The sequence below is a fragment of the Caballeronia udeis genome (assembly GCF_044909315.1).
In the GTDB taxonomy this organism is placed as follows: Bacteria; Pseudomonadota; Gammaproteobacteria; order Burkholderiales; family Burkholderiaceae; genus Caballeronia; species Caballeronia udeis_A.
This window is the reverse complement of record NZ_JBIYEB010000001.1, coordinates 577,976-604,157: the sequence shown is the minus strand read 5'-3', so window position 1 is coordinate 604,157 and position 26,182 is coordinate 577,976. Positions and strand designations below refer to the sequence as shown.

The following is a 26,182-nucleotide window of genomic DNA, read 5'->3' as shown; positions in this document are numbered from 1 at the left end:
CACTCGTTTGGTGCGTTTCGCTACGGTCATCGTTGCTCCTAGATGCTGGCAGTCTCCTGCCAAATGACCGTTTACACAAAACTAATTACACCCTCCACAGAAAGTGAAAACTGTGCCAGGTAAGTGAAAAACTGCTGACACGGTTAGTGAAAAAATCCTGGCGGCGGCCCTCACCCGACGGGAGGCTGACGTCCGCGACGGTCGCTGATGAACCCCGAAGCGACCTCCGCTGATCCCGCGAGCGGTCATTCAATCTACGCGTTGATAAGCGAGCGGATGCGACGAGCCCCATCTTCCGGGGTGCAGGTCGATGTATCCAGGCGTATCGAGTAGGATCTCGAGTAAGCCGGGTGCCCAAATTGCGCCCGGGCCATTCCTTCACTACGGTCCGGCCTGCCGCGTTCGCGCGCTTCCAAAACATCCAATGGGCACGAAACACCGACAACATAGGTGCGGCGAGGCGCAAGCGCAGAAATACACTCGTCGATGGTAGTCGTATCCCGAAGCACAAGATCCAGAACTATCTCGAAGTGACTCGCTGCCACCCGCCTTAGGGTCGACTGCAAGTTCAGGTAATGAAGCCTCAGCGCTTGATTCAGTTCTTCATCCGAACGCATGTCACGTCTACGCGACATTTCGACGAATGCGTCCAGCGATATGTGGAAGACCGGAATTTTCGAACCATCCTGAAGCGCCCTAGCCAAGCTGCTTTTCCCTGCGCTGGTAGGTCCATGCAATACGATTGCAGTCGGTTCCATATTTTTCGTTGACCTCCTTGCTCTGTCTATTGGCTTATGCGACGTCCGTGGACGGTCGCAAAGCGACCCTCAACCGTCGTTGAACCCCGCACCACGTCAACGGCCGCTTTCGAGGTCCAACGGCCATAGGTAAGTCCGCGGCGGCCGGCGAGTTCTCGGCCTTTGCCGACATTCAGGCATTGGCGTTGGCGAGGCGGCTACAGGGCGCTCTCCCGACATTCGCACATCGATAGCCTCGACTGTCAGGTTTCTCTGCAAGCGTATGCGAACTAGCGACCCTGACGAGCCATCCAGCCTTCAAACATGATCTCTCGGTTGCTACGCCGGGAGCAGACACGGGGAAATCAGCCGGCCATTTATCTCTGGCCCAAACTCAGCGTGTGTCACTTCCCCGGGCGCATGGAAATCCAAGGGAGGAATGCGGCGTCGATCCAACTTGATCACCGACTCGGGCGCTCCAAGCCTTTGGCACACAGCACAACGGACGCATTGGCTGCGGCGCGGCACTGGTGCCTGCGGTCTGGATTGCTGACCCGTCACGAGGCTGCGCCCGTGCCCCGTTGCTCGGCGGGGTCAAAGCAAAGCCGAGTATCTCGCACCATGACGGTGCTTATCTCTAAGAGCGTTCTCGGTGCAAGCCTTCGCCGGTCGCACAAAACGCACCTTGAGCTTGGCGTCATTTTGGCCTAAGTTTATTCAGCGACACACGTATGAATAAAACGCCATTCACGGATGACTGCCCAGTTTCAAGTGAGCGTGCGAGGTACTCTGAACATCCTCAAGGCGTAACGCAAAAACGCTCATTTGGTAACGCAAAAGGAAAAAGGGGCGTTCTGTCATTTCCGCAACCATCCGCGCCAAACTTGGCGACCAACAAGAACCGGCAACGCGAATACTGATGTTGACTCGAAGTGCTGACCGCAATCCGAGTTCGATCAGGTCGGCCTAAACGTTTTCGCCGGAAGCGGCCGTTTTCATTTGACGGAATTTGTTTGCATCCTGCTTTTTGCACGAGCGAGACAGGATGGTCCGAACGCTGTTGGGTGAGGAGGTATGGAACAAAATCGAAGCGATCTTGCCGCGCAAGGAAGGCGACAGGGGCCGCGCGGCTGCCGACAATCACTAGTTTCTCGAAGCCGAGACAAAGGCTACGATGTCGGCACCTTTATGCAACCGATTCGGGCCACTCACGCACAAATCGTCACCCCGCCTCGTGCGAACCGCAAGGCAAAGCACCGATACGGTCGCGCTCTGTACCACACACGCAACCTGGCCGAGCGCTTCATTAACCGTACAACCATTTTCGACGCGTCTCCACTCGATACGACAGGCTTACCGACAGCTATCTTGTGTCTGGATAGCTTGCCGGGTCATTTGAGCCGCTCGTGAACACTGCCTAGGCTTCGGCCGGTCGGTCCTGTGAGTCAGAGTACGTCACAGTACACGGAGGTTGAACATGGACGTCCCCGCCAACTACAACGTTCTACAAGGCAGTGCGCGCCGCGCGCGCCGCGGCGTGACGATCGCCGGACCGGCCGATCCAGACGAAAAGCTCTCCGTCAGCGTCGTAGTCCGGCGCCGCGCCGACGCTCCACCCCTCTGGGACCAGGACCATTGGGCGAAGACCCCTCCCGGCAGGCGCAAGTTCCTCTCCCGCCCGGAGTTCGCCAGGACCTTCGGCGCAGACCTAGACGATCTTGAGCGCGTGGCGAGCTTCGGCTTCGCCCACGAGCTCACGGTGGTCGAGTCGGACTCGGCCAGGCGGACGGTCGTGCTCACCGGCACCGTCGCCCAGATGAGTTCCGCGTTCGCCGTCGAGCTGAACATGTACCGGTCGCCCACAGAAACGTATCGCGGCAGGGAGGGCGCGATTTACCTGCCCAGCGATCTGGTCGATCTCGTGGAGGGCGTATTCGGGCTCGACAACCGCCGGATGGCGAGGCACGCGAGCGGAGGGCCGTCCGGTGCCGTGCCACTCACGCCTCCGCAGGTCGCGGGGCTCTACGGTTTCCCGACCACGAGCGCCGCCAGTCAGACGGTTGCCATCCTCGAGTTCAGCGGGCCGACGTCGAACCCCAGCACGCCCCGATCCGGGTTCTCCACGAGCGACGTCGCGTCATTCCTCTCGAGTGTCCACGTTACCCCCTCATCGACGCGGACCATCAAATCGGTCACCGTCGATCCCTCCCCCACGAGCCCTGGAAATTCCCCTTTTTATAACGCCTCGACGTTCGCCTCCTATCCTCCCGATCCCGATGTCGAGGTCGCACTCGACGTCGAGATCGTCGCCTCCGTGACTCCGGACAGCAACATCGCCGTGTACTTCGCACCCTTCACCGAGCAGGGGTGGGTTGACGCAATCAACCAGATTGTGGCGGACCACACGAACGATCCGAGCGTCCTCTCGATCAGCTACGGCTGGCCGGAGCTGGAGGCGGACCAGCTCTTGAACTATCCCGCCCCTCCCGGTCCTTACCCTTGGCCCTTCGAGTGGACACAAGCAGCGGCCAACGCGCTGACGACGGCGTTCCAGTCCGCCGCGATGATCGGGATGACCGTGTTCGTCTCCTCCGGTGACCACGGCTCGGACTGCGGTGAACAAGACGGCAAGGCGCACGTTCTCTATCCAGCCAGCGACCCCTGGGTGACAACCTGCGGAGGGACGACCATCACAAGCACGTCCCCGTTGACGCAGATCACCTGGAACGATAACTCGGGCAACGATGACCTAAGCGCCTATCCGAACTACGTTGGCGACGCAACCGGGGGCGGCATCAGCTACCTGTGGGGGGCGCAGCCATGGCAGGAGAACGCGAACGTCCCGCTATCGAAGAACGGCGACGGCCGGCAAGGCCGCGGCATTCCGGACGTGGCAGGCAACGCAAGCGCGTATAGCGGTTACACGCTCTGGCTTTATGGCCAGTCGGCCAACGATCTCGCGTACACGGACATCCCCCAGACGCTCGGTACGATCGGGGGGACAAGCGCCGTCGCTCCTCTATACGCCGCGCTCCTTGCGATCATCAACGCGGCACTCCCCGAGCGTGTCGGGTACCTCAATCCAACGCTCTACGCGATCGGCTCAACGCTCGGGCAGAACGTCTTCGTGGACATCGCCGACGGCGCCAGCAATGCCGTCTATTGGGTTAACGAGGACGAGAGCGCCGGTGGCCCATCCCCGGGCTACGCCTCGGTCACCGGTTGGGATGCGTGCACGGGGTGGGGCACCATCAACGGCTCCGCCCTCCTCGCATTCTTCCAGCAACTCTTCCAGCGATCGCTCACGATCAACCTCGAACGCAGCACTTACGGCCAGAACGAGGCCTTGCAGAACGACGGCGTCTTCGCGGGCGCGCTCTTCGTTGTCGTCGATGGCCTCAAGGCTAGCGAATTCCCCGGTGGCGGCATTACGCAACTGATCACGACGCTCACGCCGAGCGCGGCGCAACTCGCGTTGCTCGCTGCGTGGGCCCCGTCGATCCCCGCGCCCGCCGGAACCGGCATCGTGTTCACGCCGACCGGCGTGGACTCCGACGATCCCTCGCTCGGGCCCGAAGTGCAACGCTTCACCTTCACGTACCAGGTCCAGATTCCCCAGAGCGCGTTCACGACACCCGGGGTCACTTATCCAGAACTCCTGACGATCACCGCCTCGCTCCCCATCGCAACGAACCCGCCCTCTCCGGGCAGCTCGCAGATCGAACTCATCACCGCCGCCGATCCCTTCTTTTCGGACGAAGCGAACGGCGGGTCTGCGATCCTGAGCGAAGATCTCCGCGCCTTCTACGTTGAAGAGGGTCAAACGATGTTCGGCATGAAGCTCGGCAGCTCACAAGCGCCGACCCCCCTCACCTTCATCCAGAAGGTCGTCACCAACATGAGCGGGGTGAACGGCACCGTCCCGGGCGACAGCGTCGATTCGTTCGAGAGTCTTCCCCATGCCCCGAACACGGACACGCAGTTGAGCGTGTTTCCGACGACGACCGGCGGCACCAAGGTGTACAACTTCGCCCTCGCCCGCGTGCGTCTTACCGGCACCGGCCCCACGGAGGGGGCCACCAAGGTGCGCGTGTTCTTCCGGACGTGGCAGGCGCAGTCGACGGCGATCACGTACACGACGCCCGCGGCCGGCAGCGGCGCCTCGCCTTCAACCGGGTCGTTCCGGCAATATACCGATCCTCCCGGCACAGCGAACGGCGTCAAGGTTCCGCTGCTGGGGATCAGCGGCAACGAGTACACCACCGTGCCGTACTTTGCGACGCCTCGCGTCTCGCCGGGCGTCGACATGACAACACAGCCTGAGGACGCCCCTTTCAATGCCAAGGGCATCGTGCCGCCTGCCGCCGGCGGCACGACCTACGCCTACTTCGGCGCGTGGCTCGACACCAACCTGACAACCGGGCAGTTTCCGCTCCAGCCCCCTCCCGCGAACCCCGATGGGGAGAACGGAGGGTTCAACGGCCTGAGCCTCGTCCCCATCACGAAGTTGTTCAGGGGACTGCATCAGTGCCTCGTCGCGGAGATCGTCGACGACGAGGCACCGATAATCACCGGCGCTACCCCTGGCAGCTCGGACAAACTCGCCCAGCGCAACATCGCATTCGTGCCTGTGGCAAACCCCGGCGTGGTGGACTCGCGACTGGCAACGCACACCTTCGAGATCCAGCCCTCGCCGGCCGTGCTAGGTGCAAGCGATCTGCCCGACGAACTGATGATCGACTGGGGACAGATCCCGAAGGGCAGCGTTGCGAGCCTCTATCTACCCGCGGTCGACGCGGCCGACGTGCTCGCGCTGGCGGCCAAGATGTATACGTTCCACGACCTCTCCGCGAGCGACGCACACACGCTTGTTTGTCCCACCGGCGGAATCACCTATGTCCCCATCCCACCGGGCTCCGGCTCGGGCGTGAACCTCGCCGGGCTCTTCTCGGTGGAGCTGCCGTCCGGCATCACGAAAGGTCAGGCGTTCGAGATTGTTGTCCGCCAGGTGAAGAGCGCGAGCGCCCGGGCGAGAACACCACCACCCCCGCCGCCGCCATCGGTCCTGCAATTCGCGTCCGCCTCCGTGGGCACATCCACCGTGCTGACGTGGCGACGCATCTGCGGAGCGTTCCGCATCACGATTCCCGTGAGCACGAAGGGCAACATGCTGGTACCGGCGGAGCGGGCGCTGTCCCTGATGCGCTGGGTAGGCGAAACGATCCCTCCGACCGATCGCTGGTATCCGGTGTTCGTCCGATACATCGGCCAGCTCGCCGGCCGCGTGGCGGGGCTGGGTGGGGATCCGAACACCGTACCGCCGACGGGGACCGGCATCTGGCCCGGTGGGCTCGGCGGCGGTCAACCCGTTGGCGGTGGTCACGGTGGCCCGGGCGACGGTGATGTCGTTGGAAAGATCGAAGGGCTTATCTACGACCACTTCGGTGACTTCGAGGGCTTTCTCCTGGAGACTGAAAGGGGCGAGTCCTTCACCTTCTACAGTCGTGAGAGCTTCGTCGAGGACATCGCGTGCCGCGCCTGGACCGATCGTCTTCGCGTTACGGTGATCCTGGAAAACGGCCACGACGATCGTCCGCGCCGCATCATCCTCCACCCTCCTCACCACCCCCAATGATGAACGACGCACGCCCGGGTTGGCAAACGCGGAAAAGCGTGTGCCAGCCGAATACCCCCGAAGCTGTCTCCTTGGTCAGCAAGCGGCATGTTGAGGTGATCTCATGATCATTGGCGGAACGAACCTAGGGCCATTCAAGACGCACTCCGATGTGCTCGTGTTCGGCAACTACATATACTTCCGCGGAACCGACAACAAGGTCTGGCGCGTGAAGACCGATGGGATCGATAGCTACGACCCGAGGGCTACAAGACGCAACTCAATGTATTTGTTACCCGCGGCTCGATGCACTTCCGGGAGACCGACAATCTGGTGTGGAGATTCGACTTCAGACACGGACCTCTAATTGAAAGTTCGCATCCGCTTGCAGTGAAACCTGACATTCGCTGCCATCGATGTGCGAACGTCAGGAAAACGACCTGTAGCCGCCTCATCAACGCCGATGCCTGAATGTCGGCAAAGGCAGATGATCTGCCGAACATGATCGTCAATGGAAGGTCCGTTACCTGGGTGGAACCGACGTTTGAGTGACCTTGTTCGCGCGAGGGCGAACGGCTGGAGCTGGCCGACAAGCGCACGCTCGCCGGCCGCCGGCTATCAAACTTCAGTCTGCTCGGCCATTTCGAGTGCATCGTCTACCTCGATCCCAAGGTATCTCACGGTGCTTTCAATTTTTGTATGGCCCAACAGCAATTGGACGGCGCGCAGGTTCTTGGTGCGTCGGTAGATCAACGACGCTTTCGTACGTCGCATCGTGTGCGTACCATACGCGGTGTCGTCGAGTCCGATCGATGCGACCCAACGATGAACGATGCGCGCATATTGGCGCGTCGATACGTGTACCGAGGCGTGCAGCCGACTCGGAAACAAATAGTCGGTAGGCTCCAATCCTCGCGCGGAAATCCAGGCAGAAACACTTTGACGAGTCTGCTCCGTGATTTCAAACTGCACCGGTCTATGCGTTTTTTGCTGCATGAAAGTCGCGCGAGCTAAGACATGGCCTCCCATGTAGACGTCCTGCATCTGCAGTCGCGTCAGATCGCATACCCGAAGCTTGCTGTCGATTGCAAGGTTGAACAGCGCCAACTCACGGGCGTTAGCCGACATCTGGAGCCTCGTCCGAATTGCCCAGATCTCACAGAGTTTCAACGGCGGCTTCTGACCAGTCAGCCTTCCTTTGTTCCAAGGCACTCGCCGCGCATCCGAGGAATTAAGCGTTTCCATGACAACCTCCTCTTCAATGAAGGGAGATTGATTTTGCGCCTTGGGAAATGGTCGCTGTTCGACCCACTGCGGCCGGTCGACTCAGCGCGACATATCGGGCCGCTTTCAAGGTGGAACGGACGTTCGTTTAGTCGCATGCTCGGCGGCAACCGTGTCCAGAAACCGGTGGTAAATTGCTGAACTAAATTAACTACGATTGCACTTTGGATGGGTTCAATGTCTTTCTCCAATCTCGAGGACAAATTCAGTGGAATTTGGCGACGCGCGCTGAATGAGTCGTCGCTGAACGCTGTGACACCAGAACTCATTGAAAAATGGGCTAGCGACAAGAGGCTGATCAATCCGGTCGCGAAGCGTGCAGATGTCGGGGTCTTCCATCCGACGCCGTGTATTGTCCTGACCGCCGAAGGTGGCAAAGCATGCTTCCCGACCATTCCGGTTTCCGGCGACGAGAACTGGCGAATAAGGCGAAAACAACACGACGATCAAGCCGCTCTTTGGGACAAGGTCGAGTGGTTTATGCCGCTATGGCTACCGATGGGTGAAATATCTAAGCTGCTTGCTTCCGTCAGGCATGTGACGAGAGAGCGGGCGCTCGATCTTTTCAAATATCACACGTCAACCCTTTATACATTGGCCTTCCAGGCGGTTTGCATCGAACAGATCTTGCCTCTTGCCCGCAGCCTTAAAGAGATCGTGCCGTTGGCGCGGGAAGCTTATCTCGGCGCCTATAGCGGCTATTGGACTACCAGTGTCGGAGCATTGATACCGGCGATCGAAGGCAGTCTAACAAGAATTGTTTCTGATCTCGGGACTAAAGCTACTGCCCCGGACAAGATTGATCATGCAGTGAACCGCGCGATCGAAACTGCTGCACAACTTCATTTTGACCGCATGTGGGTGCCGCCAGAATATAAGACTTGTGACTATCTATTCGGGCAGGACGAGCGTGTTTTCGCCTTTGAGACCTTTCGGAGGTGGCTCAAGAGCCATTTTTTCTGCAATACCGACGAATACCGGGGGGTGACCTGGCTGAATCGGCACATGTTTGCGCACGGCACCGCGGCGTCATGGCAGCAACCGGCGAATTTCGCTCGGATGGTGGTCGCGCTTGCGACACTTGCAGCCATCGAATCTTGGTACGACGCCTCTCATAGCGTCTCGTTTTTTCTCCCTGACATGAATGACGACAGTACCTTGCTATGGCAACAGGCGCTGCTGCGGGGCGATGTTCAGATGAAGCTGAAGCTCGCCGAACAGGATCATTTCCGAAAACATGGGCGCCTGGTTCCACCATTGCCAGCAGACAACGGCGTCCTGCTCCGTAAGGGACTCCTTTCCCAGCAATGTATGACTGATTTGGTTCGGCCTTTACGCGATGCTGGCTGGAATGTGAAAGTCAACGAGCCTGACGATGAGGCGCTCTACATGACCGTCGATGCTTCCCACGACGAGAAACTTTTCAGTGTTGCGTTGCTATACAGCTGCGGAACTGATAATGGCATTTACAAAATGCTCGCTAAAGAATGCGTGGTCATCCTCTACTGTGGGGCTCCTTATAAGCAGGATTCATTTGCCTACGGCATTTCGGTGCATGTCGGACCTGTATTGGGATGGCAGCCGCCAAAAGCGGGTTGAAGAAAGGGATAGTCACCGCATGGCCGGAACGCTGCGCTGCCCTGTAGGCGCGAGCGAATAGAGTCCGGTCCGCTGCGACGCGGATACGCTCGATCGTCGAAAAGTTGAAAGTGGAGCGGTCTCTCCATACGATCTCTAGCTGCTTAAACATCGCGAGCAACCCGACCGAGCCTATGAGCATCGACGCAGACACCTATCTAACGACTATCCTCAACCGGGAAGCCGTCGATACGAGCATATTTTAGCCTCTGTGGAATGTCCAGGCGACGATCCAATCGCACTGAAGTATCACAACTGCGCGCCGTGCGCCGTTGCACCAGCGGTTGACACCCACCTCGTGCGCCAAGTGATGGACCGAGTTGTCGTCTTGCAGCCACCACGTCATAACTCGCAGTAGCGGATGTTGACAGGCATCGCGCGCGACGAACAACCCGGCATCCATGTGGGAAATACAAATACAGGTCGGGGCCCGTCGCGTACAGCACCGACGGTTCAACACGATTGGGCAGTTGGACAGCCGAAACAACGCTCTCGAACCTTGGAGACGTAGGGGGATTCCTTTGGTTTATCGAGCCCATACGCCTTCCACTGCTCCGCTCCGTGAGAGGTGACGGCATCGTAGTGGTTTTGCTCATCGATCATTTTCTGGCGGGCTTGGCCCACCAGTTGACCGATCTCCTTGCAGCTCATGTTTGACGACGATCTGATCTTAGCTTGCAGCGCCTGAGTTTCATGCACGGCAATCTGGACATGCCATTCCTCATGATCAGAAAGAGAGCGATCGTAGAATGCCCAACATTCCTGATCTGGTGGGTTCAAGTTCCGAGTCGTCAACATTGGCACTTTGACGACTAGTTTGACAACAATGGTTGCCGTGTCGGAGGAACATGTATTGTTTTTGACGAGAGGTTCCGGTCCCAGCTCGACGGAATATGATGTGATCCCCTCAAATCTTCCCTGAAGGTCCTCGTCCCTTTGAGCACTGGCCTTAATTGAATCAAATATTTCCCCCCAGGTGTTGCCAGACACGTTGTAGTAGTGCATTTCAAAGATTGGTTGGACATCTTCCCCGGTGGGCCAAGCAGAACCGGCCATGATGAGCGGGGCGATGGCCGCCACGCCTAAGCCAATCACTCTCCGCAGGACGGGTCCCATGGGAATGGCTCCTGGAAAATTTAAAGTTAGCTTGGGGTTTTAGGTCGCCCCGATGCACGATAAGCTAACTATAGGCGCTCCTTCGGAGACTGAAAAAATGCGGTCCATCGTACACATGGTGCTGGGCCTCGTATTTGCGGCGGCGCTTGTTGGTCCTGCGCAGTCAAAATCGTTCGCGAACACTTACGTAAGTTTCGACATGCCGGACGATTGGCAATGTGTCCTCGAAGAAACAGAGTATGTCTGCAAGCCGCCCGCCGGTCCGGATGGCAAGTACAGCATGATCGCGATCCTAACGGCCAAGGAAGTTGGGCCGATGGATAGCCCGCAGCTCTACATTCAACATCTTCAGGATGATGTCGGCACGACAGCTGGCGTCGAAACCGTCCGGGCGCCGAAGAGCACACTGATCGGCCAAGTCATCTGGCTCGATGCGATTTACTGGAACTCAGAGGTCAAAAACTACCAAACCCGCTATCTTGCCCGCACCGAAGGCAACCTTGGCGTCCTCGTGACATTCTCGGCTCATCGCAGTGTGGCCAATCAGGCCCAGGCCATTTCCGACCAGATCGCCAAGTCCGTCCAGGTCAACAGCTATCGCGCCCGCCCGGAGCTTCAGGAGGACGGGCACTGACTTCTCGGGGCGTCAACTCTTGGCATGGGCGTCCTTGAATCCGGGCATCAGCACGTCGAGGATGCCGTTGAAGCTCGGTATGGCACCGAATACGTAGTAGCGGGCTTTATCGTGCCAGTTGGGCGTCACGTAGAGGGTTTCGGTGGCGGCAGGATTGGTCATCTGCTCAACCGCGCGCGTCAGCCACGTCGGATAATCGCCGTCCGGAGCTTGCGACAAATCGTACAGGACCATGGAGCCGCTCACCCGTCTCGCCGTCAGGATGAAAGGACCGCTCTTCAGGGCGTCAATATCTCGACCACCCTGAGCCGCGATCGTCTGTTGAGCTAGTTTCAAGAACGTCCTGGCCCCGGAAAAGTCGTAGCGATCGCCCAGAGTCTTGCAGTCGGCCATGTCATTCTTAGCCCAGGTCGTGACCGGCCAGACGAACGGGGCGATTTGCACTTCCCGGCCATAGGAATTGATCCGCATGGGCGTGCCTTGATTAAGGGCGCCGCTGAAGCTCATGTGATCTAGGAACAGGGGGCAGAAGCGATCGATCTCCTGGCGACTTGTGAAGATCGGAACGGCATATCCGATCGCGTTCGCAGGCACGTGATCGTCGCGCACCAAGACATAACCGCGAACTTCGATCAGCTCCTCGCCCGTGGGAGCCGGCGAATTGTTCCAGCCAGTCGGCGGGCGTGCTCCGAGCAGTCCACCTCCCGCCGATGGATTGACTATCGGCGGCGGTGATCCGAGCTGTCCACCTTCCGCCGATGGATTGACGTCCGAAGTGGTTGCGCAACCCGTGGTCAAAGCCAACACCACGCTGATGATCGCGCATCGCAGCCATGGGGTCCTTAGGTCGGTCATTTTTCGCCTGCCGCCGGCGTATTGCTCGCCGTCGGCGCGCGTGGCTTCAATAGTCTAAAGATTAGCTCTGACCCGCCAGCGCCGATGACGAAGGCCATGAGGGCGACCGAAGCGCCAAGGCCGTTAAGCGGCCAGAAAAACGCCAAGGCGATGACGCTCAGGACCACGCCAATCGCAACGGCCTTCACCGACAAGAGCTTGATCAGCATGTCCTCTCCCCCTGTCCCCAAGGGTTCATCAGAAGGCAACCAGACCGAGCCGCGCCCTAACTGCGATCACCTCTCGGCTGACGCCAATCGCAGACGTTCCCTCGCTTGGAGCAAGTGTATCGAATTTCGCCACCGGGAGCCACAGGCCCGCCCACGTTCACTTCACGCTAATGCGGGCAGCAAGAACGCCGCAGTGAGGGAGAGCCGGGGCTTTCCGCGTTTCTGGGATGAGGGTGATCTGCATCCAGGCAGACGACGAGTAATTGCAAGGACAGGCATCCGCACATGCCCCTTCTGGACCTGAATCCTTCGGCCGGCTCGATCCGGTGGCGCCTGCCATCCCATGAGGTGATGGCGAGGCCTCGCCGACCGGGATCACGCGCGAAAGTCGGCTGTTTGGTGCGATCCTGTCGTTCGAATGTCGCTCATAGAGCGAGGTCGAACGACAGGTGATGGCCGGTCCTTGCCTGTCGCGCTGATCGCCCGGGTTTTTTCACTTACTGCGGCGGTTCGCGACAGATATTTCACGTTCCTTGTCACGTGCTGGTCGCTCGATGTCACTCTTCGTGGAAAATCGCCTTAAATTCAACGACGCATTTTTCATTAATGGTGACACCCGACAGAGTTTTCCGGGAAGCAGTTGTAACCCCAGCAAGAGCCCCGGACCAGATCCGGTCTCCTTGCTGGAATAAGAAAGCCGGTCGCATTCATGCGACCGGCTTTTTTTGTAGCATGGCCAGCGGATCCGCTGTTTCGGTACCCATCGGCTTCTTGTGGATCAACCGAAGCCAAGTCACTTGTGAGTCCGCGCGACCGCCATCCCCCACGATTTCACCCCGCGAAATTGTGAAAAACGATCTCAAGCGTCGGCAACGGGCATTGCGCCGTTTAAAGTCCACGGTTACCTCGGAGCGGTTCGGCGCTGTGGCACAAGCGCGCGTACGAACAATGCCCGTTCGCTAAATAACCGATAAAACGCCATGGCTCGACCTAATTTTGAACAAGCGAAACAATCCGGCGGCATGCGCCAGCCCCCCGCAGCCGTACAAGCGCGGTTCGCGGGAATCGCGAAACAGTTCCAGGCGGCGTACGCGGCCGGGGATTATCAAAGCGGTGCGAAATTTGCTGAAGAAGCGCTTCGAATCACACCGGACAACATGGTGATCTTGTCGGACTACGGGTCGTGCCTCGTGCGTAACAAAGCCTATGACCAAGCGTACAAGGTCTACATGGGCATCCACAACGCGCCGGCGAGCAAGCGCAAGCTGGCGTCGGCGACGTGGCTCGACGGTTTGGTGGAAGTTTGCGGCTGGCTGGGCAAGACCGAAGAAATGCGCGAGTACGGACTGCGTTCACTACGCGCCTCCGATGCCAAATACGGCGCCAACCCGAGCGTCCCGATTCCCGATCACGCAACGCCCGCATTCAACCCGTCGAACCCTGCCGAGAACGTGATTGCTTACTCGCTGTTCGGATCGAATCCGCGCTATTGCGAGCCTGCCGTCATGAACGCCGAAATGACGCGTGATGTTTTCAAGGGTTGGACATGCCGTGTATATCTGGACGCTACCGTCCCGGACCACGTTCAGCGAAGGCTCAAGGAAGCCGGCGCCGAAGTCGTTTTCATGGACAGCGATTCGGGCGTTCATCCGCTGATGTGGCGTTTCCTGGTTGTCGACGATTCCAGCGTCAAGCGCTTCCTTCTCCGCGATGCCGACGCGCTCCTTTCCGAGCGCGAATACGCGGCAGTACAGGAGTGGGTCGAAAGCCCGTACTACTTTCACGTCATCCGCCATTACTTCACGCACACCGAATTGATTCTCGCTGGCTTATTGGGGCGGGTGCGCAGGTGTCTTTCATAACGCGATTGAATCGATGCAGCAATTCGCTGCGAAGAATGCGGACAGCGGCCACTTTATCGACCAGCATTATCTGCGTGAAAATGTGTGGCCAACGTTGCGTAACAGCGTCCTGTCTCACGACGATCTGTTCGGTTTCCACGATGCCAAACCGTTCCCGCCACATGCTCCGAACCGATGGAATACGGATAACTTCCATGTCGGCAGCAATACAAGCTATCAGGCAATAGGCGGCCAAAGTGCGCTGCCGGACGACGCTGTGCAACGGTTGATTTTCAGCTCGCCGGACGGCAACCCGTTGTTCGACTACCGGGCCACCGTGCAGAAAGGCGAATGGCGCCTGGACATGCCATTCTTTGTGGTCGAGAAGATTGCGTCACAGGAAATCGCGGTGCGTCGGGAGGAATAGCGGCCTGTCATGCGCCCACGACTTCCACCGTCGAAAAGCCGATCCCCACGCTTTTCGCTACTCTGATCTGCAATGGAATGCGCTCCTTGAGCGCTTCCACGTGGCTGATCACGCCGATCATCTTGCCGCTCGCGTTCAACGCATCAAGCGCGTTGAGCGCAATCTCCAGCGTCTCACCATCCAGCGTGCCGAACCCTTCGTCGAGGAACAGGGAGTCGATCGACGTCTTGAAACTCACCAGATCCGACAGAGCCAGCGCCAACGCAAGACTGACCAGGAAGCTTTCGCCGCCCGACAACGTACGTGTATCGCGCGCGACATCGCCTTGCCACATATCGAGCACTTCTATCTCGAGATCGCCCGCGAGCCTGCGATTCAATTGATAGCGCCCATGCAACTGCGTGAGTTGCCGGTTCGCGAGATAGATCAGGTGACCGAGCGTCAGGCCCTGGGCAAACTTTCGATACTTCGCGCCATCGGCGGAACCGATCAGACTGCTCAAGCGTTGCCACAAGTCGTAGCGTGCGCGTTGAGCATCAATCTGTTGATACAGCGCCTGCTTTTCCACCCGCAAGCGATCGTCGTTCTTGAGTGTTGCTCGAAGCTCGCCTTGGGTCTCGCTGAGGGTCTTCGATGTTGCCAGCATATCGTCGAGCGTACGTTGCAGGGCGTCAGGGTCCAACTCGGTCTTTGGCTCCTTCAACAATTCCGCGCGACGGTTTTCCGCGGTCGTGCGCAGCGTATGAACCGTTGTGCGCAGTTCATCGAGTTCGCGCTTCAACGTTTGCAGGCGGTCCCGTTCTTCGTAGGAGAGAAGCGCTTCTTTAAACGCCGGCTCAGTCGCGAAGACACTCTTGGCAAAGGCTTCCGTCCACGTCGCCGATGTTTTCTCCGCATGCGCCTTCTCTTCGTTCAAGCGCGTCGCCAACGTGCGCTCGGTGCCTTCGAGCAGGCTGGCTTTATCGCGCGCGGCTTCGTAGCGCTGTGTCGCCGATAAAAACGCAGCATCGGGATCTGCGGTCGTGGCAATAGCTTCAGTTTCCAACTTCGCGTAATCCTTCTCGCAATCGGCCCATCGCGCGGACCACTTTGCGGCTTCGGCTAGTGCAGCATCGCGCGAGTGCCGCGCGCGATCGGCGTGTTGCGTCAACGCACGAATTTCCTCCGATGCCTTCTGCCACGCCTTCCATTCTGCTTCGCGTTCGATGAGCCATTGCTGCCAACGTATCCAGGTATCAGGCCGCGCGTAGCCAACAGACGTCACTGATTCATCAAGCGTTTGCTCTCGCTTGAGCAACGCGGATTGCAAGGCTTTGGATTGATTGGTGGCTTCCTGCAAGGACTTTTCTGCCGCGCTGCGTCCTTGTTCCAGCAGCTTAAGTGCGTGTTGGAGATCGAGCGCCGCTCGCTCTGCCGTATGCCGGGCAGTTTCGTGCTGCTTGATCACCGTAATCTGTCGATCGACCGCCGCAACGGTTTCCTGCGCCAGCTTCAACGTCGCTGCGTGGGCCTGCACGAGGGTATCGAGGCTGTCATGGTCAACCGCTCCGAGTCCAAGTTCGACACACTGCTTTCGCCAGCTCTCCGCGTGCCGCGCTTCGTCCTCAAGCCACGTGCCGATACGCGCCCCAAGCGCCTTGATCTCCGCTGTCAACGCCGCGACAGCAACATCGGACGCCGAGGCTTCCTTGCTTTTGTTCTGCAACGCGAGCTGTTTGTCCTTCAACGCCTGCTCGGTCGACGAAACATCGAGCGCGGCATATGCGGTGATGGACGGATGCTCCGTCGATCCGCACAGCGGGCACGCTTCGCCGGGCTGCAACGCTGCACGATGCCCGGCAAGATCGAGAATGCGCTGCTCCTGATGCAGCAATTTGCGCTTGTCTTCCACTTGCTCGGTTAGCGTTGCCACGTCTTTCCCGAGATGCTCACCTTGCTCTTTCAGCGACGCGAGCGATGCGTTTTTCTGAACCAGTGCATCACGGTCCATAGTGGCTTGCCGCGTTCCGCGTGCGACCGCGTCGCGAATATCGAGCAGCTTGCCGAATAAATGATGCTGCTCGCCTAGACGCTGGCACCGCGTTTTCAGCGCAGCTTCATCCTCGCTGCCCAGCGTGCTCGAAAGTTTTTGACGCTGCTCGCTTTCCGTCTTAAGCGCGAGTTCCGCTGCTGCCGCGGCGTCACGCACGGCAATCTGTTTGGCATTGATCTCGCGTGTCTGCTTGTCGATTTCGCCGCTCAATTGTTTCTGCTTGGCGGCATTCGCCTCGATGTCATCTAGCGTCTGCTGGCGCGCGGAGAATTGCTGTTGCCACAGCACAATCTGCTCGCCGAGCTTGCTTCGATGCGGATGTTCATCGAGCGCGGATTGAACCGCTTTGGTTTCCAGTAACACGCCATTGAGCGAGTCCTCCCGGATCTCGGCGATTCGTCGGCTGGCCGATGATGCGGAACGCAGACCACGCGCTGCATCGAGTGAAACGGCGCGCTTTTCGTCTTTCGACAGCACCAGTTGATGCGACGTTTTCGCAAGTCCGTCACGCGCCAAAAGCATCGCCGTATGATCGGCGCGCAGCTTTTCGGCAGGCTCACTTGCGGTGAGACGATCGAGCGAAGGCTTGGCCTCGGTGATCTTCATATCCGCCTGCCGCTGGTTAGCCAGCGCTTGTTCAAGCTGCGTTTCCGCTTCCGATAACGCGACGCGCCAAGCCCGCATTGCACGCGTTTCCTCGATCTGTTTGCCGAGCGCGGTTTCCTGCGCGGCAAAGCCGATGCATTGCTGCTGCAACTCGGTCCGCTGCTCTTCAGTCAGCAACTGGACCCCATCGGCGCGTACGAGAAGCGTATCCAGCGCAAGCTTTTCAGTGCGTGTCCGCTCGAACACGTTCTGCGAAATCGTGCCGTAGATATCGGTGCCGGTGAGCTCTTCCAGCAATTCGGCGCGTTCGTTCGCCTTCGCTTCAAGGAACGCGGCGAAGCCACCTTGCGCGAGCATCATCGACTTCGTGAAGCGGCCGAAATCCAGCCCGGTGATGCTTTCTACAAGCCGAAGCTTGTCCACGATCCGCTCGGTCACGATCGTGCCATCGAGACGCGCGAGTTCCACCTTCGGCGCTTGCAGATTCCCATCGGCTTTATCGCGTGCGCGACGCTGGCTCCAGAACGCCCGATACCCCTCGCCCTTCACCTCGAACTCCACTTCCGCAAGACATTCGAACGTGTGCCGCGTCATCAGCTCGTTGGTCCCTTGGGAGATCGTGTCCATTCGCGGCGTGCGGTGATAGAGCGCAAGGCAGATCGCATCGAGCAACGTGGTTTTGCCCGCGCCGGTCGGGCCGGTAATCGCGAACAATCCGTTATCGCGAAACGGTGGCTGGCTGAAGTCGATTTTCCACTCGCCCTTCAGTGAGTTCAGGTTCCGCAAACGCAATGACAGGATCTTCATGCTGCATCCGCCTCGCCAATCCCCGCTACCACCTCGCGATACATCGATAAAAGCTGCAACCGCGTTTCCTCATCGATGGTTTCCGTTTGCAGGCGGCGCGCGAATACGTCATCGGGCGTGAGTTCGTTCAAGGTTTCCTTTGCTTGGGATTGCAGCGTGTTCGAAGCAGAAGAACGCTCGCGGCGAATACGCAGTATTTCCACCGGCAGGTCTTCGGTGATCTTCTGGATACGTGCCTGGAGATCGCTGAGGTAGTCATCGGCGGAGACCACGATTTCGAGCCACACGGTCTCGCCTTCGGCCGCGTGAGATGCAGCCCCTGAGACTGCAACCTCAAGCTCTTTCAATGATCCTTTCACCGATAACAACGGTTGAAAGCACGGCACGTCGAGCACAGTCACGCGCTCAAGACCGTTGGTCGAAACATCTACAAGCAGCATTTCTTTCTGTTGCCGCGCTTCATCGAAGCTCAATGGAATCGGCGATCCGCTGTAGCGAATGTGCTCGAACCCGCCTACTTTCTGCGGCCGATGAATGTGCCCGAGCGCGATGTAATCGGCTGCCGGAAACGCGCTCGTTGGAAAGGCTTCCAGCGCGCCCACATAAATCTCCCGCACCGATTCACTCGCGCTCGCGCCCACCGTCGTCAAATGCCCGGTCGCGATAATAGGTAAATGCGCGCCAAGCTCAACGCGCTTTTGTTGGGCCAGCGCGAATAGCGCCTGATAATGCGCGCGAATTGCGTCTTGCAGCGACTCCTGTTTGTCACGCGCGCTCTGTCCCGCGATGCTCTGCAACACATCGCGTGGACGGATGAACGGGATGGCGCAGACGATCGCGCCGGGCTCGCCGTCGCGCGTGGTGAGCACGCGAACCTGCTCGTTCGGATCGTCCTGGACGGAGGGAATGACGACCGTATTCAACGCTGTCAGCAAGTTGCGCGACTCTTCCAGCACGGCAACGGAATCGTGGTTTCCCGCCAGCAGCGTCAATCCGACGCCTGCGTCGCGTAACGCAAGGATCAGGGTGTAATACAGCTCGCGGGCGTAACTGGGCGGTGTGCCGGTGTCGAAGATATCGCCGGCTATCAGCACCGAATCCACCGCGTGCAGCCGCGTCTGCTCGACCAGCCACGCAATCAGCTTTTGATGTTCGGCCTGGCGGGAATGCCCAAGAAAGTACTGGCCGAGGTGCCAGTCCGAGGTGTGCAGGATTCGCATCGGAGAGTCGGGTTGAAGGCGTTGCCGCGCATCGTTTTAGTGACTGCCAGTTTAGCCGATCGACTTGCTCCGGGCCGTGGCCCTGGCGGGCAAGCCCCCCGAAAATGCCGCAAAACGAGGCAATTGCGCCGTGTACGCGTACACTTCGGCTTCTAATTGCGCTGAAAACAATGCGCGTCGGCCTCGCCGGTGCCCTTTTCACGCCGCAACCCCATCAATTACGCTCAAATCAATCATGTTTATCTGCCGAAACCAGCCGTGCGGTGCCGAATGGCAACTCGCCGACGTGCTTATCAAGAACGAAGGTCAGGGCCTGATGTTCCGCTGCCCCATGTGCGGCGCGCGCAACAAGGTGCTGCGCCACGACGCGCCCGACGGCACCATCACCTATGAGCAGGACAATTCGGTCCCGCCGAAACCTGCTGTGAAGTAATCCCATGACCACGCCTACCTCTTTCAGCGCCCTGCCGCTTTCGCCGGCCATGCTGGCGAACCTCGAACAACTCGGTTATCTCACGATGACCCCGATCCAGGCCGCCAGCCTGCCAATCGCGCTTGCAGGTCACGATCTCATCGCGCAGGCGAAGACGGGTAGCGGCAAGACGGCCGCGTTTGCGTTGCCGTTGCTCACGAAAATCGATCCGCGGTTGTTCTCCGTTCAGGCGCTGGTGTTGTGCCCGACACGCGAACTCGCCGACCAGGTGACGCAGGAAATTCGCCGCATTGCACGCGCGGAGGACAACATCAAGATCCTGACGCTATGCGGCGGCTCGCCGATGCGTCCGCAGATCGCGAGCCTTGAGCATGGCTGCCATATTGCGGTGGGAACGCCCGGCCGAATCATGGATCATCTGGAGCGCGGCACGCTGCCGTTGACCGCGCTGAAAACGCTGGTTCTCGATGAAGCCGACCGCATGCTCGACATGGGTTTCTTCGACGATATCGTCGCCGTCGTCACGCAATGTCCGAAAGATCGCCAGACGCTGCTGTTTTCAGCGACGTATCCGGAAGGCATCGCCAAGCTGAGCCAGCAATTCCTGCGCAAGCCGCAGGAAGTCAAACTCACCGAGCAGCACACGAATTCGAAGATCAAGCAGCGCTTCTACGAAGTCCACGACAACGAACGGCTGCACGCGGTGGGTCAGTTGCTCGACCACTATCAGCCTGTCAGCACGCTCGCGTTTTGCAACACGAAACAGCAATGCCGTGATCTGCTCGATGTATTGGTCGCGCAGGGTTTCAACGCACTCGCGCTGCATGGCGAACTTGAACAGCGCGAACGCGATCAGGTGCTCGTGCAGTTCGCCAACCGCAGTTGCTCGGTGCTGGTCGCGACCGACGTTGCAGCACGCGGGCTCGATATCGCGCAACTGGAAGCCGTGATTAACGTCGATGTCACGCCCGATCCCGAGATCCACGTGCACCGCATCGGCCGCACGGGGCGCGCGGATCAGGAAGGCTGGGCGCTGAGCCTGGCGAGCATGGACGAGATGGGGCGCGTGGGCACGATTGAACAAGCGCAGAAGAAGGAAGTGGAGTGGCACAAGCTGAGCGAGCTGACGCCGGCGAAACCGGGTCATCTTCAGCCGCCCATGGCGACGCTGCAAATCCTCGGCGGCCGCAAGGAAAAGATTCGCCCGGGCGATGTCCTCGGTGCACTGACCGGCGACGCGGGCTTCGAAGGCTCGCAGATCGGCAAGATCAACGTGACGGACATGGTCACGTACGTGGCGGTCGCACGGGATATTGCGGATCAGGCAGTGAAGAAGCTGTCGGCGGGCAAGGTGAAGGGCAAGAAGGTGAAGGTGCGGCGCATTTAGCTTAAAGCGCTGCGGTTGCCGTGTGCACCCATGAATCGATGAAACCATTTGGGGCGGATATGCGTACTCAGTCATATCCGCCCTTAATCGATACATTGGTGCCCCATGTCTGGCCACTCGCGCATTGTTGTCGCTGTTTTGTTCACGCTGCTATTGGGCGCGTGCATCCCCTCCCTGTCTAACCCCAATCCGCGGGCGAATCTGGAGCCGAAACTGGTGTCCGTTGATTTGCCACGATACATGGGACGCTGGTACATCGTCGCGAACATGCCGTATTTTGCCGAAGACGATTTCGTCGGCAGTTATGCCCAATGGACATTGCGCGATGACGGCAAGATCGACGATTCGTATTACGCGCACAAGGGCTCACTCGATGCCCCTCTTAAGCATTATCAATTCACTGATTCGATTGTTCCCGGGACGAATAACGCCGAATGGAGCGTGCGCATTTTTTGGCCGATCTACGCGAGCCAGCAGACGCTTTATGTCGATTCGGATTATCGGTACACGATCCTCGGTTATCCGGGAAAAAAGCTGGGCTGGATTTTCGCGCGTTCGCCTGATATCAGCGACGAGAAATATCACGAACTGCTGGGCCGCCTGGACGAGATGGGTTACGACACCTCGCGATTCCGTCGCGTGCCACAGACGCCTGAACAGATCGGCAAGCCTGGCTTCCATTCACCCGGTGATAAAGACTGATATCCCCGCTCAGCGAAACTCATAACCTCAACGGGCGAAACAAGGGATAGAAGCAATCCGATAGCTGGACGGGAAGGCAACGCTTAGCATCGGGAGGTTATCCACTTTGTTGAATACGCCTGCAATGAATCAACTCGCCGAACGGCTCGCCGTTGCTTTGGATCTCCATCAGGCAGGCCATATGGCCGAGGCGGAGCGTCGGTATCAGGCGATTCTCAAAGAATCTCCCGATCACGCCGACGCATTGCATTACCTCGGTGTGTTGTTGCATCGGCGTGGTGACAATGAGCGCGACGCGCAATTGCTCGACCGCGCGCTTAGCCTCGTACCGGACGACACTGCATGCTGGAGCAGCCGGGGATTGGTGGCGGGGGCGATCGGCGATCTTCCGTACTCCGTGCGATGTTACGAACAGGCGCTTTCAATCGATCCGGCTTTCGCCAATGCACGCAACAGTCTTGGCACCGCGCTGCAGAAAGGGGCGGCGTGCGACCAGCTTTCGCAGCTCGGTTGCGCGTTGAAGCCCCACGACCTGACGAACAACATCCACGATTTCGCCGATACCGCCGCGCTGATCAAGCGACTCGATCTGGTGATCACGGTGAATACGTCGGTGGCTCATCTGGCGGGTGCGCTTGACAAGCCCGTGTGGGTGTTCCTGCCGGCGAATGACGACTGGCGCCGGATGCTCGATCGCGATGACAGACCGCGGTATTCCGGCATGCGCTGTTCAAGCAGACCACGCTCGGCGACCGGACTGAGCCTGTGGCGCGGCCGAAAGCGCCTCTGATGGGCAACGAATCTTGATCGCCGCTTACTTCTCCGCTGTCTGCATCGACTCGATGGGTTTATCGCGGGTAATCAGGCGCAAGCCGCTCGCGATACTGGCCACGCCCGCGAATCCGGCGCCAATCGCGAGCGCGAGCGTCGGACCGTGATGCCCGGCAATGCCAAAGCTCAGCGCGACCAGCGCCGCACCGGTCGCCTGGCCGATCAGCCGAGCGGTTGCCACCACGCCGCTCGCGCCGCCGCTGCGCTCGCGGGGCGCACTTGCCATCAGCGCTTTCAGATTGGGCGATTGGAAGAACCCGAAGCCTGCGCCGCATATGCCCATGCGAATACAGATATCGAGCACATGGGGATGCGCCGGCAGCAAGGCCAGCGAGGCCATGCCCGCGCACATGACCGCGAGCCCGACGCCGCCGAGCAACCCCGGTTGATATCGATCCGATAAACGCCCGGCGACCGGCGCCAGCAAAGCCACCATCACCGACCACGGTGTCATGAGGAAGCCGGTTTCCACCTGGCTGCGCCCGAGCACGCTTTCGAAATAGAACGGCAGCGAGACGAACGCCAGCCCTTGTGCGGCGAATGAGCACACGGCGGTTGCCGTCGATAACGCGAACATCGGGCGCTTGAACAGATCGACGGGAAGCATCGGCGCCGGGTGACCGCGTTCCCGACGCAGCATCAGCCCGCCCGCGAGCACCGTCACCGCGAGCGCGATCAGCACGACATGCGTGGGCGCGCGCTGGGCCGCTTCGCCAAGCGCGAACACCAGCGCGGCGAACGTTATCACGTTCAGTCCGGCCGCCACGCGGTCGAAGCCGTGCTTGGCGCGCGGCGTCTGCGGCAGCGCCGGCCAGCCGATGATCAGCGCCAGCAACCCCACCGGCAGGTTCACCGCAAACAGCCAGGGCCAGGGTCCGAGCGAGAGCACAATCGATGCGATCGTCGGCCCGATTGCGAACGATATCCCCACCACGAGCGCATTCAACCCAAGCCCGCGCCCGAGCCGGTGATGCGGATAGATTGACCCGATCAGTGCCGTGTTCACGCTCATCACCGCACTTGCACCAATACCCTGGAGCAGCCGCGCCGCGGTGAGCGACGGCAGCGACCACGACAGCGCGCATGTCAGCGACGCCACGAGGAACAGGATCAGCCCTCCCAGATAGATCTTCCTGTGTCCGACGATGCCGCCGAGCGCCGCGAAAGGCAGCAGCGTGGCGACCATCGCGAGCTGATATGCGTTGATGATCCAGACGGACGCGGCAGGCGCTGCGTGGAGATCGGCGGCGATCGCGGGGAGCGCGGTATTCGCGATGGCCGTATCGAGGGTGGCGAGCGAAACGGCGAGCAGGATTGCCGCCATGGCGCGACGCTCGAGCGCGGTCATGGGGCTATCGGCGGAAAGAGTGGTCTGGTCTGACACGGTTTTTAGGATTAGGCGTGATCGGCAATAGTCCGACACGATACGGGATCGTGGCGAAGCTCGCCGGGCGCCCTCGCGGGAGCTTTCAAACAGGTGTCAGTACGGCCTCGCCGGCGAAGTGCCGAGTGGCGTTATCGATGAACATCTGCACCGAGGCCGCCACAGCCTCCGGTGAGCGCCCGCCCACGTGGGGCGTGAGCACGACGCGCTCGGAGCACGTCAGCAACGCAGGCGGCGCGGGTTCGCCTTCGTAGACATCGAGCCCCGCGCCGGCGATCACACCACGGTCGAGGGCGTCTGCCAGAGCGGCGGTATCCACAACGCTGCCGCGCGACACGTTCACCACATAGCCTTTTGAGCCGAGTGCGGCGAGCACCTTGGCGTCGATCAGATGTTTGGTCGAGGCGCCGCCGGGCGTGGCGACCACGAGGTAATCGGCCCATTCGGCCAGCGCGATAACTGAATCGAAGTAGGTATAAGGCGAGTCCGGTTGCGGGCGGCGATTGTGATAACCGACCTCGATCTCGAAGCCTTGCGCCCGTTTAGCCACCTTCCTGCCGATATTGCCCAGCCCGATCACGCCCAGTTTTTTACCCGAGAAGTTCGGCTGGAACGGCAGGTCGTCACGCCAGACGCCGGCGCGGCATGCGCGGTCGAGCACGGGGATCTGGCGGACGGCGCCGAGCAGTAGCGCGAAGGCGTGATCGGCGACGCAGTCGTCGTTGGTACCCGCGCCATTCACCACGGTGATGCCGCGCGCTTGCGCCGCATCGCGCGCGATGTTTTCGTAGCCCGCGCCTAGCGCGCCGATCAGCTCGAGGTTCGGCAGTTTCGCGATGGCAGCCGCATTGATGCCAATGGTGCCGTTTGTCAGGACAGCGCGGATTTCTTCGGCGTGATCGGTTAGGGCTTGATCGAGGGCGGGTTGATCGAGGGCTGTAATGGCGTTGAAGGCATTGGCGATGGTGGTCTGGTTTTCAGGGCGAAGCGGGACCACGACGAGGACGGTGGGGAGCATGGGCGCAAAGGGTTGAAGGAGCGAAGGGCCAAGTTTCGCATTTTTTTGGGATCACGTTGGGACGTCCCGGCTCTCTTCAAGTGTCTTGGCACGTTGCCGCGCTCGCTAAGATTGCGCTGCTACGGATCGTTCCAGGTGTGGCTGACGCCGCGATCCGGTCACAGCAACTGATCGATGGCCTTCGCATTCGCCCAGATTCTCCCCGCTCGGCGCAGTAATTTCTTGCATGTCGTTTGACGAGCTGTGTGAGGCAGAGGAAATATCTTTTCCGGGCCGGGCGCATTAAGTTGACTAGTACGGGGATCCTTTTGACGATCCGCCATAGGAGCTCAGACGGCTCCGTCGATTTGATGAAATCAAGTACATTATTTCGGATACCTTAGTTATAAGGAGCAAGTTGATGCTGTGCTGAATGCTCGTCTGAAGTCCCAGGTGCGCGCCGTGAAGAGATGGGGCAGCGCTGATTGGGGTAGCATTAATTGGAACGGGGACAGCCGTTTTGCATACGGCGACGTGCCCGCCCACGTCTACGCCAAACGGCGGTCCCGCTCGCGACAAACCGAGCCGCCAAGCTATCACCTCCCACGCCAGCAGCAGCCACCACCAAACCCGATCCCTACACCAACCGTCGGCGCCGCGTAATACGCCGGCGCATAGGCATACCCGTATCCCGGCGCCGGGGCATACCCATAAGGCGGCGCGACGATACACCCCGAAAGGCCAACCGCAAGTCCCAAAACAAGAACGAGTCTGCCCATGATTTTTCTCCCTATTCTCTGGTTAGAGAGATCGAACCAAGTCATCGTTCGGCGGAAATTGTGTCGATCGTCCCATGTTGGTTTCGGGAAATTACAGGTGGCCCCGGAGCCAGGAATCTCTCTCGGACAATCATAGGGTTTCCACCTAAAACAACAATAATCTCTTGCTTGCATCGTGCTTAATTTTCAGAGACGGCTTACCTACACTGGAATCACTGAACGCGAACAAGGTTGTTCGCGGCACAACAAGATCCGGAGGTAAGTATCATGAAATCGCTTATTCAAGCCGTTGTAGTTGCCGCAGTACTCGCCGTCCCAGCCGTGTCGTTTGCCCAGTCGAGCCAACAACCGCTGACCCGCGCTGAAGTCAAGGCGCAATTGATCCAGATTGAAAAGGCCGGCTACAACCCGGCGACTGCGAACGATTACGACTACCCAGCGAATATTCAAGCCGCTGAAGCCCGTGTCGCAGCGCAAAACGGTGGCACCAGCAGCTACGGTGGGGTGGCTAACGGTTCATCGGATTCCGGTAACGCTGTCCAATCTTCATTCGGCGACAACGTGCATTCGGTGTACATGGGCCATTAACCAGATAAGTATCGCGCCGTATGAAATGTGCCGGCGACGAACACGAACGTGAGTCGTCCGG

The 26,182-nt window shown here is 59.5% G+C and carries 20 protein-coding genes and 1 pseudogene; 11 read left to right on the top strand and 10 right to left on the bottom strand.

Annotation, left to right across the window (positions count from 1 at the left end):
• Positions 1 to 254: 254 nt before the first annotated feature.
• A complete protein-coding gene (locus ABH944_RS02835) occupies positions 255 to 758 on the bottom strand; it encodes a chloramphenicol phosphotransferase CPT family protein (protein WP_404604261.1) in 504 nt (167 codons plus the stop codon).
• Between the two features lie 1,140 nt (positions 759 to 1,898).
• Here ABH944_RS02835 and ABH944_RS02830 point away from each other — a divergent pair.
• Both ABH944_RS02830 and ABH944_RS02825 read left to right on the top strand, forming a co-directional pair.
• A pseudogene (locus ABH944_RS02830) lies at positions 1,899 to 2,119 on the top strand (IS5/IS1182 family transposase); the annotation flags it as partial.
• A 95-nt stretch (positions 2,120 to 2,214) separates the two neighbouring features.
• Complete coding sequence (locus ABH944_RS02825; protein WP_404604260.1) at positions 2,215 to 6,372, top strand: S53 family peptidase; 4,158 nt, start codon at positions 2,215 to 2,217, stop codon at positions 6,370 to 6,372.
• A 597-nt stretch (positions 6,373 to 6,969) separates the two neighbouring features.
• Here ABH944_RS02825 and ABH944_RS02820 read toward each other — a convergent pair.
• Entirely contained in the window at positions 6,970 to 7,596 is a 627-nt protein-coding gene (locus ABH944_RS02820; protein WP_404604259.1) for a tyrosine-type recombinase/integrase, read from the bottom strand.
• A gap of 216 nt (positions 7,597 to 7,812) precedes the next feature.
• Here ABH944_RS02820 and ABH944_RS02815 point away from each other — a divergent pair, with 216 nt between their 5' ends.
• Positions 7,813 to 9,234, top strand: coding sequence for a hypothetical protein (locus tag ABH944_RS02815; protein WP_404604258.1), 1,422 nt, complete (start codon positions 7,813 to 7,815; stop codon positions 9,232 to 9,234).
• 492 nt (positions 9,235 to 9,726) lie between these two features.
• Here ABH944_RS02815 and ABH944_RS02810 read toward each other — a convergent pair whose 3' ends face one another.
• The gene (locus ABH944_RS02810) at positions 9,727 to 10,389 is read right to left on the bottom strand and encodes a DUF922 domain-containing protein (protein ID WP_404604257.1); all 663 of its coding nucleotides are present in this window, start codon (positions 10,387 to 10,389) and stop codon (positions 9,727 to 9,729) included.
• A 97-nt stretch (positions 10,390 to 10,486) separates the two neighbouring features.
• On the opposite strand from ABH944_RS02810, the gene ABH944_RS02805 reads away from it, so the two are divergent.
• Positions 10,487 to 11,023 (top strand): hypothetical protein, encoded by a 537-nt coding sequence (locus ABH944_RS02805; protein ID WP_404604256.1) that lies wholly within the window; start codon positions 10,487 to 10,489, stop codon positions 11,021 to 11,023.
• A gap of 12 nt (positions 11,024 to 11,035) precedes the next feature.
• On the opposite strand, the gene ABH944_RS02800 is transcribed toward ABH944_RS02805, so the two are convergent.
• On the bottom strand, positions 11,036 to 11,827 hold the full coding sequence (locus ABH944_RS02800) for a hypothetical protein (RefSeq protein ID WP_404604255.1): 792 nt from the start codon (positions 11,825 to 11,827) through the stop codon (positions 11,036 to 11,038).
• Between the two features lie 47 nt (positions 11,828 to 11,874).
• On the bottom strand, positions 11,875 to 12,087 hold the full coding sequence (locus ABH944_RS02795) for a hypothetical protein (RefSeq protein WP_404604254.1): 213 nt from the start codon (positions 12,085 to 12,087) through the stop codon (positions 11,875 to 11,877).
• Positions 12,088 to 13,067: 980 nt separating this feature from the next.
• Here ABH944_RS02795 and ABH944_RS02790 point away from each other — a divergent pair.
• Positions 13,068 to 13,949, top strand: coding sequence for a tetratricopeptide repeat protein (locus ABH944_RS02790; protein WP_404604253.1), 882 nt, complete (start codon positions 13,068 to 13,070; stop codon positions 13,947 to 13,949).
• 13 nt (positions 13,950 to 13,962) lie between these two features.
• Positions 13,963 to 14,355 (top strand): hypothetical protein, encoded by a 393-nt coding sequence (locus tag ABH944_RS02785; RefSeq protein ID WP_404604252.1) that lies wholly within the window; start codon positions 13,963 to 13,965, stop codon positions 14,353 to 14,355.
• A 7-nt stretch (positions 14,356 to 14,362) separates the two neighbouring features.
• On the opposite strand, the gene ABH944_RS02780 is transcribed toward ABH944_RS02785, so the two are convergent.
• Both ABH944_RS02780 and sbcD read right to left on the bottom strand, forming a co-directional pair.
• Positions 14,363 to 17,800: an AAA family ATPase gene (locus ABH944_RS02780; protein WP_404604251.1), complete on the bottom strand. Its 3,438-nt coding sequence runs from the start codon at positions 17,798 to 17,800 to the stop codon at positions 14,363 to 14,365.
• Positions 17,797 to 19,020 carry an exonuclease subunit SbcD gene (gene sbcD, locus ABH944_RS02775; protein ID WP_404604250.1) on the bottom strand — a complete coding sequence of 408 codons (1,224 nt, stop codon included), beginning with the start codon at positions 19,018 to 19,020 and terminating at the stop codon, positions 17,797 to 17,799. The genes ABH944_RS02780 and sbcD overlap by 4 nt, the downstream gene beginning before the upstream one ends.
• Positions 19,021 to 19,255: 235 nt before the next feature.
• On the opposite strand from sbcD, the gene ABH944_RS02770 reads away from it, so the two are divergent.
• The 4 genes from ABH944_RS02770 (at position 19,256) to ABH944_RS02755 (ending at position 22,332) form a co-directional block, all read left to right on the top strand.
• Positions 19,256 to 19,453, top strand: coding sequence for a hypothetical protein (locus ABH944_RS02770; RefSeq protein WP_062087611.1), 198 nt, complete (start codon positions 19,256 to 19,258; stop codon positions 19,451 to 19,453).
• A 4-nt stretch (positions 19,454 to 19,457) separates the two neighbouring features.
• Positions 19,458 to 20,840, top strand: coding sequence for an ATP-dependent RNA helicase DbpA (gene dbpA / locus ABH944_RS02765; RefSeq protein WP_404604249.1), 1,383 nt, complete (start codon positions 19,458 to 19,460; stop codon positions 20,838 to 20,840).
• A gap of 105 nt (positions 20,841 to 20,945) precedes the next feature.
• Positions 20,946 to 21,542, top strand: coding sequence for a lipocalin family protein (locus tag ABH944_RS02760; RefSeq protein WP_404604248.1), 597 nt, complete (start codon positions 20,946 to 20,948; stop codon positions 21,540 to 21,542).
• A gap of 124 nt (positions 21,543 to 21,666) precedes the next feature.
• Positions 21,667 to 22,332, top strand: coding sequence for a tetratricopeptide repeat protein (locus ABH944_RS02755; protein WP_404604247.1), 666 nt, complete (start codon positions 21,667 to 21,669; stop codon positions 22,330 to 22,332).
• A 24-nt stretch (positions 22,333 to 22,356) separates the two neighbouring features.
• Here the strand turns inward: ABH944_RS02755 and ABH944_RS02750 are convergent, their stop codons facing one another.
• The 3 genes from ABH944_RS02750 to ABH944_RS02740 all read right to left on the bottom strand — a co-directional run bounded on the left by ABH944_RS02750 (position 22,357) and on the right by ABH944_RS02740 (position 25,533).
• Entirely contained in the window at positions 22,357 to 23,721 is a 1,365-nt protein-coding gene (locus tag ABH944_RS02750; protein WP_404604246.1) for an MFS transporter, read from the bottom strand.
• Between the two features lie 121 nt (positions 23,722 to 23,842).
• Positions 23,843 to 24,775: a 2-hydroxyacid dehydrogenase gene (locus ABH944_RS02745; RefSeq protein WP_404604245.1), complete on the bottom strand. Its 933-nt coding sequence runs from the start codon at positions 24,773 to 24,775 to the stop codon at positions 23,843 to 23,845.
• 575 nt (positions 24,776 to 25,350) lie between these two features.
• Complete coding sequence (locus ABH944_RS02740; protein WP_404604244.1) at positions 25,351 to 25,533, bottom strand: hypothetical protein; 183 nt, start codon at positions 25,531 to 25,533, stop codon at positions 25,351 to 25,353.
• A gap of 267 nt (positions 25,534 to 25,800) precedes the next feature.
• On the opposite strand from ABH944_RS02740, the gene ABH944_RS02735 reads away from it, so the two are divergent.
• On the top strand, positions 25,801 to 26,121 hold the full coding sequence (locus ABH944_RS02735; RefSeq protein WP_404604243.1) for a DUF4148 domain-containing protein: 321 nt from the start codon (positions 25,801 to 25,803) through the stop codon (positions 26,119 to 26,121).
• Positions 26,122 to 26,182 lie beyond the last annotated feature (61 nt).

Excerpts from the sequence above, each read along its gene's own strand:
- dbpA (WP_404604249.1), top strand. The coding sequence starts at position 19,458 with ATGACCACGCCTACCTCTTTCAGCGCCCTGCCGCTTTCGCCGGCCATG.
- ABH944_RS02780 (WP_404604251.1), bottom strand. The coding sequence starts at position 17,800 with ATGAAGATCCTGTCATTGCGTTTGCGGAACCTGAACTCACTGAAGGGC.
- ABH944_RS02825 (WP_404604260.1), top strand. The coding sequence starts at position 2,215 with ATGGACGTCCCCGCCAACTACAACGTTCTACAAGGCAGTGCGCGCCGC.
- ABH944_RS02790 (WP_404604253.1), top strand. The coding sequence starts at position 13,068 with ATGGCTCGACCTAATTTTGAACAAGCGAAACAATCCGGCGGCATGCGC.
- ABH944_RS02755 (WP_404604247.1), top strand. The coding sequence starts at position 21,667 with ATGAATCAACTCGCCGAACGGCTCGCCGTTGCTTTGGATCTCCATCAG.
- ABH944_RS02815 (WP_404604258.1), top strand. The coding sequence starts at position 7,813 with ATGTCTTTCTCCAATCTCGAGGACAAATTCAGTGGAATTTGGCGACGC.
- ABH944_RS02770 (WP_062087611.1), top strand. The coding sequence starts at position 19,256 with ATGTTTATCTGCCGAAACCAGCCGTGCGGTGCCGAATGGCAACTCGCC.
- ABH944_RS02835 (WP_404604261.1), bottom strand. The coding sequence starts at position 758 with ATGGAACCGACTGCAATCGTATTGCATGGACCTACCAGCGCAGGGAAA.
- ABH944_RS02750 (WP_404604246.1), bottom strand. The coding sequence starts at position 23,721 with ATGACCGCGCTCGAGCGTCGCGCCATGGCGGCAATCCTGCTCGCCGTT.
- ABH944_RS02805 (WP_404604256.1), top strand. The coding sequence starts at position 10,487 with ATGCGGTCCATCGTACACATGGTGCTGGGCCTCGTATTTGCGGCGGCG.
- ABH944_RS02785 (WP_404604252.1), top strand. The coding sequence starts at position 13,963 with ATGCAGCAATTCGCTGCGAAGAATGCGGACAGCGGCCACTTTATCGAC.
- ABH944_RS02760 (WP_404604248.1), top strand. The coding sequence starts at position 20,946 with ATGTCTGGCCACTCGCGCATTGTTGTCGCTGTTTTGTTCACGCTGCTA.
- ABH944_RS02745 (WP_404604245.1), bottom strand. The coding sequence starts at position 24,775 with ATGCTCCCCACCGTCCTCGTCGTGGTCCCGCTTCGCCCTGAAAACCAG.
- ABH944_RS02735 (WP_404604243.1), top strand. The coding sequence starts at position 25,801 with ATGAAATCGCTTATTCAAGCCGTTGTAGTTGCCGCAGTACTCGCCGTC.
- ABH944_RS02795 (WP_404604254.1), bottom strand. The coding sequence starts at position 12,087 with ATGCTGATCAAGCTCTTGTCGGTGAAGGCCGTTGCGATTGGCGTGGTC.
- ABH944_RS02820 (WP_404604259.1), bottom strand. The coding sequence starts at position 7,596 with ATGGAAACGCTTAATTCCTCGGATGCGCGGCGAGTGCCTTGGAACAAA.
- ABH944_RS02740 (WP_404604244.1), bottom strand. The coding sequence starts at position 25,533 with ATGGGCAGACTCGTTCTTGTTTTGGGACTTGCGGTTGGCCTTTCGGGG.
- sbcD (WP_404604250.1), bottom strand. The coding sequence starts at position 19,020 with ATGCGAATCCTGCACACCTCGGACTGGCACCTCGGCCAGTACTTTCTT.
- ABH944_RS02810 (WP_404604257.1), bottom strand. The coding sequence starts at position 10,389 with ATGGGACCCGTCCTGCGGAGAGTGATTGGCTTAGGCGTGGCGGCCATC.